Origin of the sequence: Paraburkholderia sp., assembly GCF_050742655.1 — a bacterium.
Lineage (GTDB): Bacteria > Pseudomonadota > Gammaproteobacteria > Burkholderiales > Burkholderiaceae > Paraburkholderia.
The window spans coordinates 209,869-225,188 of sequence record NZ_JBOIGG010000002.1 but is presented as its reverse complement, the minus strand read 5'-3'; the positions used below and the strand labels follow the sequence as shown (position 1 = coordinate 225,188).

At 62.6% G+C, this 15,320-nt stretch carries 13 protein-coding genes; 10 read left to right on the top strand and 3 right to left on the bottom strand.

The window, feature by feature from the left end:
- Positions 1–1,335, top strand: a complete 1,335-nt coding sequence (locus ACREXZ_RS03635) for a type II toxin-antitoxin system HipA family toxin (protein WP_431762665.1) — start codon at positions 1–3, stop codon at positions 1,333–1,335.
- Positions 1,336–1,407: 72 nt separating this feature from the next.
- Positions 1,408–2,142: a ProQ/FinO family protein gene (locus tag ACREXZ_RS03630; RefSeq protein WP_431762664.1), complete on the top strand. Its 735-nt coding sequence runs from the start codon at positions 1,408–1,410 to the stop codon at positions 2,140–2,142.
- Between the two features lie 143 nt (positions 2,143–2,285).
- On the opposite strand, the gene ACREXZ_RS03625 is transcribed toward ACREXZ_RS03630, so the two are convergent.
- The 3 genes from ACREXZ_RS03625 to ACREXZ_RS03615 form a co-directional block, all read right to left on the bottom strand.
- Positions 2,286–2,657: a hypothetical protein gene (locus tag ACREXZ_RS03625; protein WP_431762663.1), complete on the bottom strand. Its 372-nt coding sequence runs from the start codon at positions 2,655–2,657 to the stop codon at positions 2,286–2,288.
- A gap of 77 nt (positions 2,658–2,734) precedes the next feature.
- On the bottom strand, positions 2,735–4,462 hold the full coding sequence (locus ACREXZ_RS03620; RefSeq protein WP_431762662.1) for a S10 family serine carboxypeptidase-like protein: 1,728 nt from the start codon (positions 4,460–4,462) through the stop codon (positions 2,735–2,737).
- Positions 4,463–5,049: 587 nt separating this feature from the next.
- Positions 5,050–6,009, bottom strand: a complete 960-nt coding sequence (locus ACREXZ_RS03615) for a LysR substrate-binding domain-containing protein (protein ID WP_431762661.1) — start codon at positions 6,007–6,009, stop codon at positions 5,050–5,052.
- A gap of 430 nt (positions 6,010–6,439) precedes the next feature.
- Between ACREXZ_RS03615 and ansP the strand changes: the two genes are divergently transcribed.
- From ansP to ACREXZ_RS03575, 8 genes are all read left to right on the top strand, one after another.
- Positions 6,440–7,945, top strand: coding sequence for an L-asparagine permease (ansP, locus tag ACREXZ_RS03610; protein WP_431762660.1), 1,506 nt, complete (start codon positions 6,440–6,442; stop codon positions 7,943–7,945).
- 64 nt (positions 7,946–8,009) lie between these two features.
- Complete coding sequence (locus ACREXZ_RS03605) at positions 8,010–9,407, top strand: circularly permuted type 2 ATP-grasp protein (protein WP_431762963.1); 1,398 nt, start codon at positions 8,010–8,012, stop codon at positions 9,405–9,407.
- A gap of 67 nt (positions 9,408–9,474) precedes the next feature.
- Positions 9,475–10,416, top strand: a complete 942-nt coding sequence (locus tag ACREXZ_RS03600) for an alpha-E domain-containing protein (protein ID WP_431762659.1) — start codon at positions 9,475–9,477, stop codon at positions 10,414–10,416.
- Between the two features lie 7 nt (positions 10,417–10,423).
- Positions 10,424–11,260, top strand: coding sequence for a transglutaminase family protein (locus ACREXZ_RS03595; protein WP_431762658.1), 837 nt, complete (start codon positions 10,424–10,426; stop codon positions 11,258–11,260).
- A gap of 73 nt (positions 11,261–11,333) precedes the next feature.
- Positions 11,334–11,630 (top strand): DUF883 family protein, encoded by a 297-nt coding sequence (locus tag ACREXZ_RS03590; RefSeq protein WP_431762657.1) that lies wholly within the window; start codon positions 11,334–11,336, stop codon positions 11,628–11,630.
- A gap of 150 nt (positions 11,631–11,780) precedes the next feature.
- Positions 11,781–12,023 (top strand): hypothetical protein, encoded by a 243-nt coding sequence (locus tag ACREXZ_RS03585; RefSeq protein ID WP_431762656.1) that lies wholly within the window; start codon positions 11,781–11,783, stop codon positions 12,021–12,023.
- An 840-nt stretch (positions 12,024–12,863) separates the two neighbouring features.
- Positions 12,864–14,738, top strand: coding sequence for a S10 family serine carboxypeptidase-like protein (locus tag ACREXZ_RS03580; protein ID WP_431762655.1), 1,875 nt, complete (start codon positions 12,864–12,866; stop codon positions 14,736–14,738).
- Between the two features lie 60 nt (positions 14,739–14,798).
- Complete coding sequence (locus tag ACREXZ_RS03575; RefSeq protein ID WP_431762654.1) at positions 14,799–15,227, top strand: 2-oxoglutarate dehydrogenase; 429 nt, start codon at positions 14,799–14,801, stop codon at positions 15,225–15,227.
- Positions 15,228–15,320 lie beyond the last annotated feature (93 nt).

Sequence of the window (15,320 nt, the reverse complement as noted above, 5' to 3'; positions counted from 1 at the left end):
ATGGGCCGCGCCTCCCGCTCCCGCGCACTGTCGATCTGGGCCAACGGCCAGCGCGTCGGCACGTGGCACATGCCGACGCGCGGCGACATGGAACTGCACTACGAGCCTACGTGGAAGCGCTCGCCCGAAGGGCGGCCGCTGTCGCTGTCGCTGCCGTTCGGGATCGGCGACACGCCACTGAAGGGCGACCGCGTGCGCAATTACTTCGACAATCTGCTGCCCGACAGCCAGGCGATCCGTCGCCGGCTCGCCGCGCGTTTCCGGACCGATACCATCGAGGCGTTCGATCTGCTGCGCGCCATCGGCCGCGATTGCGTGGGCGCGGTGCAACTGCTCGAAGAAGACGAGGCGCCGGTGGGCGTCGACCGGATCGACGGCACGCGGCTTTCCGACGACGACATCGAGCGGCTGCTGCTCGACACCACGGGCCCGTCGATCGGCGCCGCGGACGACGACGACTTTCGCATTTCGATCGCCGGCGCGCAGGAGAAGACCGCGCTGCTGCGCCATCGCGGCCGCTGGATGCGTCCGCACGGCGCCACGCCGACGACGCACATCCTGAAGCTGCCGCTCGGCCTTGTCGGCAACAAGCGGGCCGATCTCAGCACGTCGGTCGAGAACGAATGGCTGTGTCTCGCGATCCTGCGCGCGTACGGCTTGCCGGTGCCCGACAGCGAAATTCTCACGTTCGGCTCGCAGAAGGTGCTGTCGGTGACGCGCTTCGACCGGGTGAAGCATCCGCGTGCGCAGCGTCTGCTGCGGCTGCCGCAGGAGGATTTCTGCCAGGCGCTCGGCATCGCGCCGCATCGCAAGTACGAAGCGGATGGCGGCCCGGGCGTGCGCGAAATCGCGGCGATCCTGCGCCAATCCACGCATGCGGCCGACGATCTCGAGAGGCTGCTGGCCGCGCAACTGCTCTTCTGGATGCTCGCGGCGCCGGACGGCCACGCGAAAAATTTCAGCATCCACCTGCGGCCGGGCGGCCGCTTCCGGATGACGCCGCTTTACGACGTGATGTCGATCTGGCCGGTCGAAGGCGCCGCTGCGAACCAGTGGTCGTGGCACAAGGCGAAGCTCGCGATGGCCGTCACGGGCAAGAACCGGCACTACCTGATGCGCAACGTCACGCGCCGCCACTTCAACGCAATGGCGCCGCTCTGCCACTACGGCCCGACCGCCGAGCCGGTGATCCAGCGACTGATCGGCGCGACGCCAGGTGTGGTCGCGCAGGTCGCGGCGACGTTGCCGCGCGGGTTTCCGCAGAAGGTGGCTGACCGTATTCTCGGCGGGCTGCAGGATTCGGCAAACCGGCTTGAGGCAATGCCAGCTGGCTGAGCGGTGTTCGCCGCGAGCGAATCGACCGGCGCCGCAGGTACAATCGAGGCTTTTATCGATTTGGCAGGCGTCATGGGCTTCGAACAACTGGCCGCGCTGAAAGCGCAACTCAAGAAACAGGCGGAGCAACAGCGGGCGCAGCAGGCGCCGAAAAAGTCCCGGCCGGCGCGTCCCGCGCGCCCGGCGTCGGCGTCTCCGGCCGCGCCGGGGGCTGCGAAGGGGGCTACGAACGGGGCTGCTGATGCAGCGGCCAGAAACGCGCCTGCGAACGCGGCCGCGTCTGCCGCCGCGCATGCCGCAAAAGCGAAACCGGTCGATCCGGTGGTGCAGACTTTCGCACGGCTGCAGAAGCGTTTCCCGCTCGCGTTCCCGAAGAACCCGGCGCCGAAGGTGCCGCTGAAGGTCGGCGTCTTTGAGGATCTGCTGACGCACGCGAAAGTGCTGGGCGTCGACGAGGCGGGGCTACGCGACGCGCTGCGTACGTGGTGCCGCGGCAGCCGCTACTGGGCGTGCATGGTCGAAGGCGCGAAGCGGGTCGATCTGGAAGGCAACGAGGCAGGGGAAGTGACGCGCTCCGACGCGGTGCGCGCGCTGGCGTTGAAGAAAGGGCGTAGCGCGAAGCCGGCGGCGAAGAAGGCGGAAGTTGCCGCTCCGGTTGCTGCCACCGAGGTTGCCGCCGTTGAGGTTGTCGCCACTGAGACGACCGCGACCGCTGATGCAGCAGGTGAAGTACCCACCGCAACGTCGATCGCACACAGCGAAGTCGACGCTCCTGCCGACACCGCCGGTTCGCAACGCGACGCCTGATATTTGCGAAAGCGCACGCTCGACCGGCACTCGATATCCCGTAGGCGGCAGTGTCGGTCGCAGCCAGCGACAACTAAAAAAGCGCAGCCCGATGCATCGGCTGCGCTTTTCCATGATTGACTCCCGTGCAGGGAGTCAATCGACTACGGCTGCGATTGCAGATAACGCTTCACATCGTCGAAGGTCACCTTACCGGTCTTGTTGACGTCGATCTGGCTAAAGTTGTTGGCGATATAACCCAATCTGTTCTTCTGCGCCTGTTGCTGCGTCAACGAACCACTCTTTGTCACATCGGCCGCATCGAAGCTGGTTTTTAGACGCGTCATAGCCTGCGCCTGCAGCGCATCGCCAGTCGATGCTACCGGCGCCGCTGTGGTCGGCCTCGTGGCAGGAAAGAACGGCCCATCCACGTGCCTCACGACGCGGCCCGCGGGAGCCGCGCCGATATCGCTGGCTTGCGCCACGCCGGCCATTGCACACAGGGCAAATGCCATCGCATAAAGTGTACTTTTCATGGTATTTCCTTAACGCCTTTCTTGATCATGGTCGATCCAGCGCCATTGACGCTGGTTCTGCGAATAGCAACAAACGCCTAAGGCGTACCGGCCGGTGGCTGATCGGACCACGGTTGCGGTAATTGCCTGAATTTCATCGCACCCTCGATCGGGAAGCCGTAGTAGTAACTCACCAGATCGGCTTTCATGTGCGGCCGCGAGGTGTCTTCCAGATAGATCATATGACCGCCGGCATAGTGCGTGACCTGGATATCCGGCCGGATACCCTTCACGCTCTTGAGCCGTCCCAGATCCTTTTCGGTCATGAAGAATGGCGTGACCAGATCGTGGTAGCCGTTTTCAACCAGCACCTTGAGATGCGGGTTGAGCGTCAGCGCGGCCAGCAGGTCGGGAATCGTGTCCGGCTCCGACAGACCGCCATGGCTGAAATCCCAGTTCCCGTTGGCGGTATCGCTCAACGTCACATAGGTGGCATTCGGCGCGGTGTATTTCAGATAGTCGGGCAACTGCTGGTTCAGAATCAGCGGGAACGGCGTGGACAACAACGCATCGGATGGATCGGAATCGCTGGCTATGATCGGGCTGTTGTTCGCCGCGGAAACGCGGCCGTCGTAACCGCCGATGGTGTAGCCGGGAATCAGCGCGGTATTGAGTGGATTCGGTCCCAGATAAGCGCTCAATGCGCTGACGTTGACCGTGCTCTCCGCCGACAGTTGCGTATACACAGCCGGCGTCGGAAATACCGGCGGATTAGCCAGGCCAAGGAAGGTCGGGCCGTACGGCAGGAATTGCGAATAGTCCCGGGTCGAGAACTCGCGCATCATCTTGGCGAAGCTGCGTAACCACGGCAGTGGCGGCGTCACCTGCAAGCCAAACGGCGGAGGCGGCGTCACCAGTCCGAAGAATGCAGCCACTTCCGCGTAGCCCGGCAACAGCGATACCGTGTAGTCGGTGGCGCGCTGCAAATCCGAGGCGCTCGGGTACTGGTCGTTATAGTCCAGAATGCATGACTGCAAGACAATCCCGGTTAGCTTCACCCCCGCTTGTTGCAGCAAGGGTGCCAGCACATCGGTACGCGGTGTGCCATACGATTCTCCGTACAGATATATCGGAGAATCAGGCCGCGGATTGACTGCCAGATAACGCAGGATGAAATCCCGCATTACGCCGGCATCCTGATCGACGCCCCAGAAACTCTTATTGGTGTTGGGCAATACAGCTTCAGAAAATCCTGTGCCCGGAGGATCGATGAATACCATGTCGGTGGTATCGATCAGGCTTTCCTGGTTATCCACCAGCGGAAAATTAGGCCAGCCGGTGGTGTACGGATCGGGCGTGGCTACCCGGCTCGGTGCAAACGAACCGAGCCGCAGCCAGATCGACGAAGATCCAGGACCGCCGTTGTAGAAAAAAGTAACCGGACGCGGGAACGGTCCTCGGTTCTTCGCGATATAGGCAACGTAGAACATCGACGCTTCAGGGTTGCCATTGGCGTCCATGGCGGTCAGATGTCCGGTCGTGGTCGTGTACTCGACCTTCCGGTGGTTTGCGGTGTAAGTCAACTCGTGATGAGCCACCGCGGTATTCTCGTTCACGGCCTGTGCTGCCAGGCCATCGGTAGCGCCGAATGCATAAGCGGTGTTATCCACGTAGGGCTGGTCGGGCGGAACGGTCGCGGCCGAAGCCGAGGCAAGAAAAATCCCGCCAACGCCAACGGCCAGCGTCAGCGTTGGCACCGCAGTGCATATAAGCCTTCGAAGTATTTGACGAGCATTTATTACATTTGCGTAACGATCTGTTTTCATCTTTTGTCCTTTTTTGTCAATGGCATATCGCCGCATTTGCATTGCAGCAGGGCATCGGCAAGCACACTCATAATCAGGCGAGCTAGTGCCGCGACATATGCCAGGTTTCAGGCCAGGTTTCAGAACAGACTTCTGCGACGCATACGGAATTGCATGACGCTTCCCCATCTTGTGACGCGGCAACGCCTTGCCAGGAAGCAATGGGAAAGGAATTCGTCGATGAGACCGCTTCACGGAGCGTGCGTTGCGTGAAATACGCTCCGGTGCTGGGGAGGGCTACCTTCTTTTAAGAATGGTGGATGATCGATGCGGCCACCGGCGGAGAGCACGGAGCACATCACTTCCCCTGGCGCTTTGGTGCGCCTCTGCTTTCTAATAATTACATGCGAAATATTAGGATGACGATCTGGAACGTCAAGGGGAACCTATGATGCGGCGCCGTCAGCTTTTTCATATTGGCGAGGTCGTTGGTCAAGATGCCGCGATGAAAAAGACGAAATCGTTTTATCGCGGTCACCGATTCACCGATTCACCGATTTCCGGCTTCGCGCATCGGATAGCGCGCGAGCCTGGCACACCTGGCGCTTCTACCGCGGCACCACGAGTTCCGGCACAGGCTCAGCGGCAACTGTAGCCTCCACCGACTGATTACTCACATAAGCCCACAGCCGCTCGGCCGCCTGACCGCGCTGCTTGACCGGACGATACAACCGTATTTCGAGATCGGTCGACCATACGTCCGAGCCCGCGCGCACCAGATGCCCGTCGGCCAGTTCCTTCGCGATACAGCTCTCGGGCAACCAGCCGATCCCATGGCCGGCCAGTACCATTCCCTTCAGCGCCTCCGACATGTGTGTCTCGAAGCAGCGGTACAGCGCGTACGGTTCGGCTGCGTTCATCAGCAGCATCTCCACCACGTTGCCGAGAAACGCACCCGACGAATACGCGAGCAGCGGCAGCGGTCGACCGCTTCTGCCGGGTAGTTCGAAGAGCGGACGTCCGTCGCTGCCCGCCGCGGACACCGGCAGGATGCGCTCGACGCCGAGCGTCATGAACGGAAAGTGATTGGGGTCGAGCGCGACCGGCAACTGCGGATGGTGATAGCCGATCAGCAGATCGCAGTCGCCCGCGACCAGCTGCTGTACGCCCTCGGGCACGTTGACCGCCTGCACCCGTGCCATCACGTTGCCGAGGTGGTCGGTGAGGCGTTTCAGCCAGTCGGGAAACAGCGTGAAGACCAGCGTGTGCGCGACCGCGAAGTGCACGACGTGATCGTTCTCGGCGAACTGCTCGTAGCCGCCGACGAGGCTGCGCGCCGCATGCATGCTGCGCAGGATGTCGGCCGCGAGGCTGCGGAACATGCGTCCCGCGGGCGTCAAGGCGACCGGATTCACGCTGCGGTCGATGAGCCGGGTGCCCATCCACGTTTCGAGCGCGACGATTCGTCTACTGAATGCGGACTGCGTGAGATGGCGGCTGCGCGCCGCACGCGAAAAACTCTTCGTATCCGAGAGACTGAGAAAGTCTTCCAACCACTTCGCTTCCATAGCTGTCACTCGTATTGGGTCGTCCACATCGGCCACCGGTGCGATGCCGGTGGCGTCGGCCGCCGTGATGCGTTTTCAGGACAGATGCGTTTTTGGCTAGCCGTTAGTCGAAAAACGCATGGGCATTGCCCCGATAAATTGGGCTACATACCGTATGCCTGAATGCCCTCGTCACGTTGAAGCGGCCACCGCGCCAGATTCCTGGCGATCCTGCCGATCGTTCCTGGTGCTCGCTTTCTCGTTGCTGGTGTGGTTGCCTCGCATGGAGGGTGAATGCCATCGTGTCGGGGCGTGTCTCTCCTGACCGGTCGAGTGAAATGATGTGTCCGCGTATCCGCATATCCGCGATGACCTGCACGCGCGTACGCGTCCTTACGGTATCTCCGCTCAGTTTTTGAAGTCAAGCGCTCAAGTGCAAGGATGAACTGACATGGCTACTCCCGATATCCCGCAATCCCCTGCGTCCGCCGTTCCCAGTGGTGAGATCGACAAAAAGAGCTGGCTCGAGTCGCACGAATCCGGCTATCACAAGACGTTGGGCAACCGTCAGGTTCAGATGATCGCGATCGGCGGCGCGATCGGCACCGGGCTCTTTCTCGGTGCCGGTGCGCGGCTGCAGATCGCGGGGCCGTCGCTCGCGCTCGTCTATCTCGCGTGCGGCGTGTTCTCGTTCCTGATCCTGCGCGCGCTCGGCGAACTCGTGATGCACCGGCCGAGCAGCGGCAGCTTTGTGTCGTACGCGCGCGAGTTTCTCGGCGAGAAGGCGTCGTTCGTCGCGGGCTGGATGTACTTCCTGAACTGGGCGATGACCGGCATCGTCGACATCACCGCGGTCGCGCTCTACATGCACTACTGGGGCGCTTTCCTCGCGGTGCCGCAGTGGGTGTTCGCGCTGATCGCGCTGTGCATCGTCGCGGCGATGAACCTGATCGGCGTGAAGTGGTTCGCCGAGATGGAGTTCTGGTTCGCGCTGATCAAGGTCGCGGCGATCTCGCTGTTCCTCGTGATCGGCACGGTCATTCTCGGCACCGGCATGCATGTGGCGGGCAATACGACGGGCGTGCATCTGATCAGCGAGAACGGCGGGCTGTTCCCACACGGGTTGCTGCCCGCGCTCGTGCTGGTGCAGGGCGTGGTGTTCGCGTTCGCGGGCGTCGAACTGGTCGGTACGGCGGCCGGCGAATGCAAGGACGCGCGCAAGGTGCTGCCGCGCGCGATCAACAGCGTGATCTGGCGGATCGCGCTGTTCTATGTGGGCGCGGTCGTGCTGCTGGTCTGCCTGCTGCCGTGGAGCGCGTACCGCGCGGGACAAAGCCCGTTCGTCACGTTCTTCGGCGCACTCGGCGTGCCGGGCGTCGGCTCGGTGATGAACATCGTCGTGCTGTCGGCGGCACTCTCCAGTCTGAACTCCGGTCTCTATTCGACCGGCCGCGTGCTGCGCGCGCTGTCGATGGGCGGCTCGGCGCCGGCGTTCCTCGGCCGGATGAGCGCACAATCGGTTCCCTACGCGGGCATTCTCGTGACCGTCGCGATCTACGTCTTCGGCGTCTTGCTGAACTACCTCGTGCCGTCGAGTGTTTTCGAGATTGTGCTGAACATCGCGTCGTTGGGTATTCTCAGCACGTGGGGTTTCATCATCGTCTGCCAGATGCAGTTCCGGCGCGCGGTGGCACGCGGCGAAGCGGAGCCTGTCACGTTCCGGATGCCCGGTGCGCCCGTCACGTCGTGGCTCACGCTCGCGTTCCTGGTGGGGGTGCTGGTGCTGATGGCCTTCGACTATCCGAACGGCACATGGACCGTCGCATCGACTCCGATAGTGGCGCTGCTGCTGGTCGCTGGATGGTATGGTGTACGGGGTCGCGCACGAACGCTATTGAAGCCGACAATTCCGTCGGTTACGCTGACACAGAGCGTGTACGACAACGATCCGCACTAGCACGACAAAAAGCCACACGTATAGACAGGATCCACGGAGGACAGCAGTGAAGCCATTCGATGAGATGCTGACGTCCGGAGACGGCGTTCGCGCGCCCTATGAGCTGCTCAAGCAATGGCTCGATACGCAGGATCCCGCGAATCTCGCGCAGAAAGCGACGGACGCGGAAAGCGTGTTCCGCAAGACCGGCATTACGTTCGCGGTGTACGGCCAGCAGGAAGCGGCCGAACGGCTGATCCCGTTCGACATCATCCCGCGGATTATTTCCAGTGCGGAATGGACGCGGCTGTCGCAGGGCATCGAACAGCGCGTGATGGCGCTGAATGCGTTTCTCGACGACATCTATCATCGTCAGGAGATCGTCCGGGCGGGGCGCGTGCCCAGGGAACTGATCACGCAGAACGAGGCGTTCCTGCCGGAGATGATCGGCTTTCGTCCGCCGGGTAACGTCTATACGCACATCATCGGCGTCGATATCGTGCGCACCGCCGAGAACCAGTTCTACGTACTCGAGGACAACGCACGCACGCCGTCGGGCGTCTCGTACATGCTGGAGAACCGCGAGACGATGATGCAGCTGTTCCCCGAGCTGTTCCAGCGCGTGAAGGTGCGGCCGGTCGAAGTCTATCCGCAGTTGCTGCGGCAATCGCTCGCGGCCGTGTGTCCGCCGGGCGGCAACGCGGAGAATCCGACCATCGCGGTGCTGACGCCCGGCATTCACAATTCCGCGTACTACGAGCACGCGTTTCTCGCGGACCAGATGGGCGTGCATCTCGTCGAGGGCAGCGACCTGCAGGTGGTCGACGGCCACGTCGCGATGCGCACGACCGAAGGCTTCCGCGCGATCGACGTGCTGTACCGCCGCCTCGACGACGCGTTTCTCGATCCGCTCACGTTCCGTCCTGACTCCGTTCTGGGCGTGCCCGGCATCATGGACGTCTATCGCGCGGGCAACATCACGATCGCGAATGCGCCCGGTACCGGCATCGCCGACGACAAGGCCATCTACTCGTACATGCCGGAGATCGTCGAGTTCTACACGGGCCGCCAGTCGATCCTCGAAAACGTCCCCACGTGGCGCTGCTCCGAACCGCAGAGCCTCAAGTACGTGCTCGAGCATCTCGACGAACTGGTCGTGAAGGAAGTACACGGTTCGGGCGGCTACGGGATGCTGGTCGGGCCCGCGTCGTCGAAGCAGGAGCAGGAGGAATTCGCCGCGAAGCTGAAGACGCGTCCGAACAACTACATCGCGCAGCCCACGCTCGCGCTGTCGACCACCCCGATCCTCACCGAGAAAGGCCTCGCGCCGCGACACGTCGACCTGCGGCCATTCGTGCTGATGTCGGACCGAATCCGCATCACGCCGGGTGGCCTGACGCGCGTCGCGCTGAAGGAAGGGTCGCTGGTCGTCAATTCGAGTCAGGGCGGTGGCACCAAGGACACCTGGGTGCTCGCCGACTGATCCGGTTGATCCAGCCGGCCGCAGCAACGCATACAACGATCAAACAGAAACAGAACTGGAGCGGCACATGCTTCTTGGTCGCACAGCAAGCGGGCTCTACTGGATGCACCGCTATATCGAGCGGGCGGAAAACATCGCCCGTGTGGTCGACGCCGGTTTGCGCATGGCGTTGACCAGAACGTCCGACGCGGCCGCGACGTGGTCGTCGGTGGTGGTGACCTCGGGCGCGGAAGAGGGCTTTCGCGCGAAGCACGATACCTACACGGCCGACACGGTGTCCGACTATCTGCTGCGCGACACGGACAATCCGTCGAGCGTACTGTCGAGCATCGAGGCCGCGCGTTCGGACGCGCGGATGGTGCGCACCGCGCTTACGCGCGAAGCGTGGGAAAGCGTCAACGAAGCGTGGATGGTGATCCGTCGCGAACTCGCCGCGCCAGTGCGCTCAGCCGAATTGCCGGCGGTGCTCGACCGCATCAAGCGCGAGGCCGCACTGATTCGCGGCACGTTCCACGGCACGATGCTGCGTAACGAGATCTTCAATTTCTCGCGCATCGGCACGTTCATCGAGCGCGCGGACAACACCGCGCGGATTCTCGACGTCAAGTATCACCTGCTGCTGCCGGCCATTTCATACGTCGGCACGACGCTCGACAACTACCAGTGGGAATCGATCCTGCGCTCGGTCGACGCGCACCGCTCGTATCGCTGGGTCTACGACGTGCAGTACAAGCCCACCAACATCGCCGACTACCTGATCCTCAACGGGCGGATGCCGCGCTCGCTGAACTTCTGCTACGTGAACATCGTGCAGAACCTCGGCTTTCTCGCGGAAGACTACGGCGTCACGCATCCGTGCCAGCAGACGGCCGCGACGACGCTCGCCACGCTCACCGACAACTCCGTGAAGAGAATCTTCGCGGGCGGGCTGCACGAATTCCTGACCGCGTTCATCGCGCAGAACCACCGTCTCGGCTTTGAAATCGCCGAGACCTACAACTTCGATTGAGCCGGTCATGCGTATTGCCATTCGCCATCTCTCGCGTTACCAGTACGATCAACCCGTGCCGTACGCGCTGCAGCGGCTGCGGCTGCGTCCGCAGAGCGGGCCCGGACAGACGGTCATCGACTGGCGGGTGACCGTCGACGACGTCGAACCCGCGTTGTCCTATACCGACGGCCACGGCAACCGTATCGATTTCGTGCGCCACCAGCGCAACACGCGCGAGATCGTCATCGTTGCGGCGGGCACCGTCGAGACCGTCGACCGCGCCGGCGTCTACGGGATGACCGACGGCATCGCGCCGCCGTGGATCTTCGAGCGCGAAACGCCGCTCACGCAGGCCGGCGACGCGGTGAAGGCGCTCGCCGCGCAGGTAAGTGCGTCGGCCGCGCAGCTCCAGATGCTGCACGAGCTGATGCAGACCATCCACGAACGCGTCGCGTTCGAGCCCGGCTCGACCGGTGTCGGCACCGATGCGGAGACCGCGCTAAGCGAGGGCCACGGCGTGTGCCAGGACCACGCACACGTGCTGATCGCGGTCGCGCGCGTCCTGCGGGTGCCGGCGCGCTACGTGTCGGGCTATCTGCTGATAGAAGGCGTCGACGATCAGGCGGCGAGCCACGCATGGGCGGAGGCGTATCTGGACGGTCTCGGCTGGGTCGGCTTCGATGCGGCGAACAATCGCTGTCCGGACGACCGCTATGTGCGGATTGCCACCGGCTTCGACTACCGCGATGCGATGCCGGTCTCCGGCATCCGGATCGGGCAGAGTGCCGAGACGCTCGACGTCGAGATCACCGTGCAGCAGACCCAGACGCAAAGCCAGAGTCAGAGTCAGGGCAAGATCTGAACGCGCGATGTCGCACGCAGCGCGTGGCATGCGCCACGCATCGACCGGTTTAATCACACGGCAAGGAGCCAGCATGTCCATATCCAGCAATGCAGCAGGCGATCCCGGTACGGCATTGGCGGACGCCGCGCACGCATCCGGCCTCGATGCGCTCGATGCCGAAAAGACGGTCGGGAAGATACGGACCCGTCTGAAGCGCGCGAAAGACAGCGTCAGGGAGAAGGCCGCGGACGCGCAGGTGATCGTCGTCGAGAAAGGCCGCAAGACCGCGCGTGCGGCAGACGGCTATGTGCACGACAAGCCGTGGACGACCGCGGGCGTCGCGCTCGGCGTCGGGGTGCTGATCGGCATGCTGATTTCGCGCAGGTAGCGCGGCGCGGGCGCGGCACGTTGCGTGCGTATTGCATGCGTGCGTTCGCGTAGTGCGATTCGTGCCGTAGCCGCACCGCGGCTGCGCCGCTACAATCCTCGGCAGAACGCCGCCGCTCACACGGCGGCCACCCCACCCGAGGAGCGCTTCATGCAATTCACGATTGGCCGGTTCGATACGCTATACGCCAAACACGGTTCCTGGTTCTGCATGCTGCAGCCGGGGCCGAGCCGCACGCAGACGGTGAGCGGCCTCGAATGGAAGTGGTCGATCTTTCGCGACATCAACGGCGCTCCCGATATGAACGACGCCGTCGCCCAGGGCCGTGAGGACAACGCGACGCTCGCGCTCGACGCCATCAACACGTGGCTCGGCGATCATCCTTCGGTCTGATCGGGCCGTTTCGCTTCAGTACAACCCGTACAACAACGACCTCGTTATGAGGTCGCCCGTGCCGCGCATCCGGCCCGCCCGCAATCTGCAATTTTTGCCTGAGCGAGCGTGCGTCATTCCATTTTCGGTAAATTCCGCTCATTGGCTTTATAGTCGCTGCCACGGATTTTCATTGTCTTTTCGATTGGCGGCGATATAAGCGATTTATGTGCGTCGCATTTCGGAACGAAATGGAGAGAGGGTTAACCGGATCGATGCTCAATAAATATCAAATTCTCGACAAGAGGATGAAGGCAGATTTTCGTATATTGGTTTTACCAGCTTGAAGAAACATAGCGATTTAATGAATCTGAAAGAATCGGGCGGAAACGGAAAATGTACCCGAACGTTCATTCAACCAGTCGCCGTGGCGCACACCGGCCCTGCAGGCCACTCCCGTACGAAGTTGCGACGACTTCGCGAGCACCGGAACCCCGTATCGCTCCCTTTCTAGATTAATACAGATTCAAGACGTTGGCATAACACGCTCTTGCGCTGCAAAATAACCAGCCTTGACAAGCTATCTCCTTACAAACTATTTTTTCTATGCGGCAGAAATTAGAAAATCCCTTCAGTCAACGAGGCGGAGGAATAAGCGTGCCTTTACCAGTTCAATAGGCCATTCAGGCGAAATAGACAAGCAGGTGAATTCCCGCTATTGAACGACGACGTTGCGATCCGCCCGGGTCGCAACGACCACTGCGTTCCCGCCAGTACGGCGCCAGTCGTCCGGTTTGTCGTGTGCCGGCCCGGCGGAAGCGGCCTTTGTGAAGCGTATCCAACCTATCACCAGGGACAGAGATGAAACCAGACAGGAGCTGTGCGGGCTATCGCCGTGTGCGTCACGGCCGGCTAGCCGTATTGAGTGCAATGACAGTCGGGATACTCGCGCTGGCGGGCTGCGGCGGAGACAACGGCTCGCCGTCCGCGAGCGCGTCGAGTCTGAAGCAGGTCGCGAACGACGCGCAGCAGCAGAGCCCGAACCAGAATCAGGCATCGGCCAAGAACCAGCCGTACGTCGACCCCGTCGCGTATTCACCGAATGCGGGAGATGGCCTCGCGGTGTCGCAGGTCTCGGAAAAGGCTGCGGTCATGCACTACACGTGGTCCGGCAAGACGAAAGTCAACTACACGACCACCACGGGTCACCTGACCGCGCAGGACCTGAACGGCAACCCGGAAGCGTCGATGTCCTATGTCGCGTACACGGCGCCCAGCAGCAACGGCAAGCCGCGTCCTGTGACGTTCGTCTATAACGGCGGCCCCGGCTCGTCGTCGATCTGGCTGCGTCTCGGCTCGTTCGCGCCGACCCGCGTCGCGACGCCCGATCCCCTGTTCGGCAACAACTGGCCGAACTATCCGCTGATCGACAACAAGGAAAGCCTGATCGATACGACCGACCTGGTCTTCATCGACCCGCCGGGCACCGGTCTTTCCGAAGCGATCCTGCCGAATACGAACCAGAAGTACTGGGGCAGCGATGCTGACGTCAACATCATGCGCGACTTCGTGGAGCGCTATCTGAACGTCAACAACCGCAACAGCTCGCCGATCTATCTGTACGGCGAATCGTACGGCACGCCGCGCACCGACATGCTCGCGCTCGCGCTCGAGTCCGCCGGCGTGCATCTGACGGGCATCACGCTGCAGTCGTCGATCCTCAACTACTTCGACGATGCGGTCGAGGCCGTGGCGATCACGCAAAATACGCTGGGACTGCTGCTTCAGACCGATACGCTGGCGGGTTATTACCCCGGTTACGCGGAGGTGGCGGCGTACTACGACCAGGTGTCGCCGGCGCCGCTCAGTCAGGGGTTGCTCGCGCTTCAGGAGGAAGTGTTTGCGAGTGTCTTCTACAACCAGTTCCAGAAGTATTCGCAAACCTGGGTGCTGACCCAGCTCGGCATACCCACTGCGCTGGGCACGCCTGTCTACCCCAGCAACGCGACGCTCGTGCAGTGGCAGATCCCGTCGAGCCTGTCGATACAGGCGCTGCAGGACTACTTCGGCCAGAGCACCACGCAGGTTCCGTACGGCACGACGCTCAAGCCGGGCTTTACGATCGGTCGCTACGACGGACGTGTGTCGTTGCCGAATTCGGACCCGCGGCTGCAGAGCGATGGCGATCCGTCGGACATCCTGATTTCGCAGCCGTTCACGAACGCGCTCGCGACGCAGATGCCCGATTACCTCGGCTACACCGCGCCGAATGCGACCTACGTGCCGTTGAACGACGCCATCATCAACGTATGGGACTTCTCGCATGCCGGACAGCCGTTGCCGGACACGATCCCCGATCTGCTCGGTGCGCTGACGCTGAATCCGCAGTTGAAGGTGCTGTCGGAAAACGGCTTCCACGATCTGGCGACCCCGTTCTTCACCACCGAGAAGCAACTCGCGCGGTTGCAGACGGTGCCGGGGCTGAACGCGGATCTGCAGGTCAATTTCTTCCCGGGCGGGCACATGATCTATCTGGACGACGTCGCACGGCCTAAGATGAAAGCAGACCTGGCGCGGTTCTACCAGAACAGGCGGCTGCCGGATGCGCTGACGCTGTGGACCCTGCCGCCGCCGTGGCAGGATGAAGGCCCCGCCGGTACGCCGACGGGTTCGACACCGGCATCGGGCGCCTCGGCGGCGACGCTGCCAGTGGTCCAGACGGCAACGGCACCCTGATCCTGATTCGCACAGCGATTTTCAGGGAACCTACAGTTCAATCATTCATTGCGAGCGATCATGTCTCTCATCGATATCTTGCGGCGCATTTCTCCGTTGATCGTCCTTGGCGTCCTTGCCAGCAGCGCGCATGCCCTGCCTCCGCAGGCGGTGGCACCCGTCACGCTGCCGCAGGGCAGCAAGGGCGTGGACGGTCCTTTTTTCCCTCATAACCGTGTCGCACCGGTGGCGGCAGCCACCGGCACCACGCTGCAGCAGCAGGCGCAGCAGCGGCTCGAAGCCAGGTTGAACACCAACTCGGCACTGAGCAACGGCGCAGCCGTGACGAAGGCGCAGGCGCAGAGCAACGGCCTAGGCTACGTCTCGAAGCACTTCGACGAAATCGACACCGCCCACAGCGGGCGCGTGACGATGACCGACGTGCAGAAGTACATCCAGCTGCGTCAGCAGCAGGCGCTGCAGCAGATGCAGCAACAGCAGCAACAGTAGCGTGACGGTGCACGGTGCGCGGTGACGGCCTTCGGGTCGTCGCTGCCGTGCCGTGACCGTGTACGGAAACGCAGCAGGGGCGTCGCGAGACGC

What these genes read in the sequence shown, in the direction of transcription:
- ACREXZ_RS03605 (WP_431762963.1), top strand. Translation starts at nt 8,010, where the DNA reads ATGCTGACGTCCGGAGACGGCGTTCGCGCGCCCTATGAGCTGCTCAAG.
- ACREXZ_RS03595 (WP_431762658.1), top strand. Translation starts at nt 10,424, where the DNA reads ATGCGTATTGCCATTCGCCATCTCTCGCGTTACCAGTACGATCAACCC.
- ACREXZ_RS03585 (WP_431762656.1), top strand. Translation starts at nt 11,781, where the DNA reads ATGCAATTCACGATTGGCCGGTTCGATACGCTATACGCCAAACACGGT.
- ACREXZ_RS03590 (WP_431762657.1), top strand. Translation starts at nt 11,334, where the DNA reads ATGTCCATATCCAGCAATGCAGCAGGCGATCCCGGTACGGCATTGGCG.
- ACREXZ_RS03615 (WP_431762661.1), bottom strand. Translation starts at nt 6,009, where the DNA reads ATGGAAGCGAAGTGGTTGGAAGACTTTCTCAGTCTCTCGGATACGAAG.
- ACREXZ_RS03620 (WP_431762662.1), bottom strand. Translation starts at nt 4,462, where the DNA reads ATGAAAACAGATCGTTACGCAAATGTAATAAATGCTCGTCAAATACTT.
- ACREXZ_RS03635 (WP_431762665.1), top strand. Translation starts at nt 1, where the DNA reads ATGGGCCGCGCCTCCCGCTCCCGCGCACTGTCGATCTGGGCCAACGGC.
- ACREXZ_RS03580 (WP_431762655.1), top strand. Translation starts at nt 12,864, where the DNA reads ATGAAACCAGACAGGAGCTGTGCGGGCTATCGCCGTGTGCGTCACGGC.
- ACREXZ_RS03625 (WP_431762663.1), bottom strand. Translation starts at nt 2,657, where the DNA reads ATGAAAAGTACACTTTATGCGATGGCATTTGCCCTGTGTGCAATGGCC.
- ACREXZ_RS03600 (WP_431762659.1), top strand. Translation starts at nt 9,475, where the DNA reads ATGCTTCTTGGTCGCACAGCAAGCGGGCTCTACTGGATGCACCGCTAT.
- ansP (WP_431762660.1), top strand. Translation starts at nt 6,440, where the DNA reads ATGGCTACTCCCGATATCCCGCAATCCCCTGCGTCCGCCGTTCCCAGT.
- ACREXZ_RS03575 (WP_431762654.1), top strand. Translation starts at nt 14,799, where the DNA reads ATGTCTCTCATCGATATCTTGCGGCGCATTTCTCCGTTGATCGTCCTT.
- ACREXZ_RS03630 (WP_431762664.1), top strand. Translation starts at nt 1,408, where the DNA reads ATGGGCTTCGAACAACTGGCCGCGCTGAAAGCGCAACTCAAGAAACAG.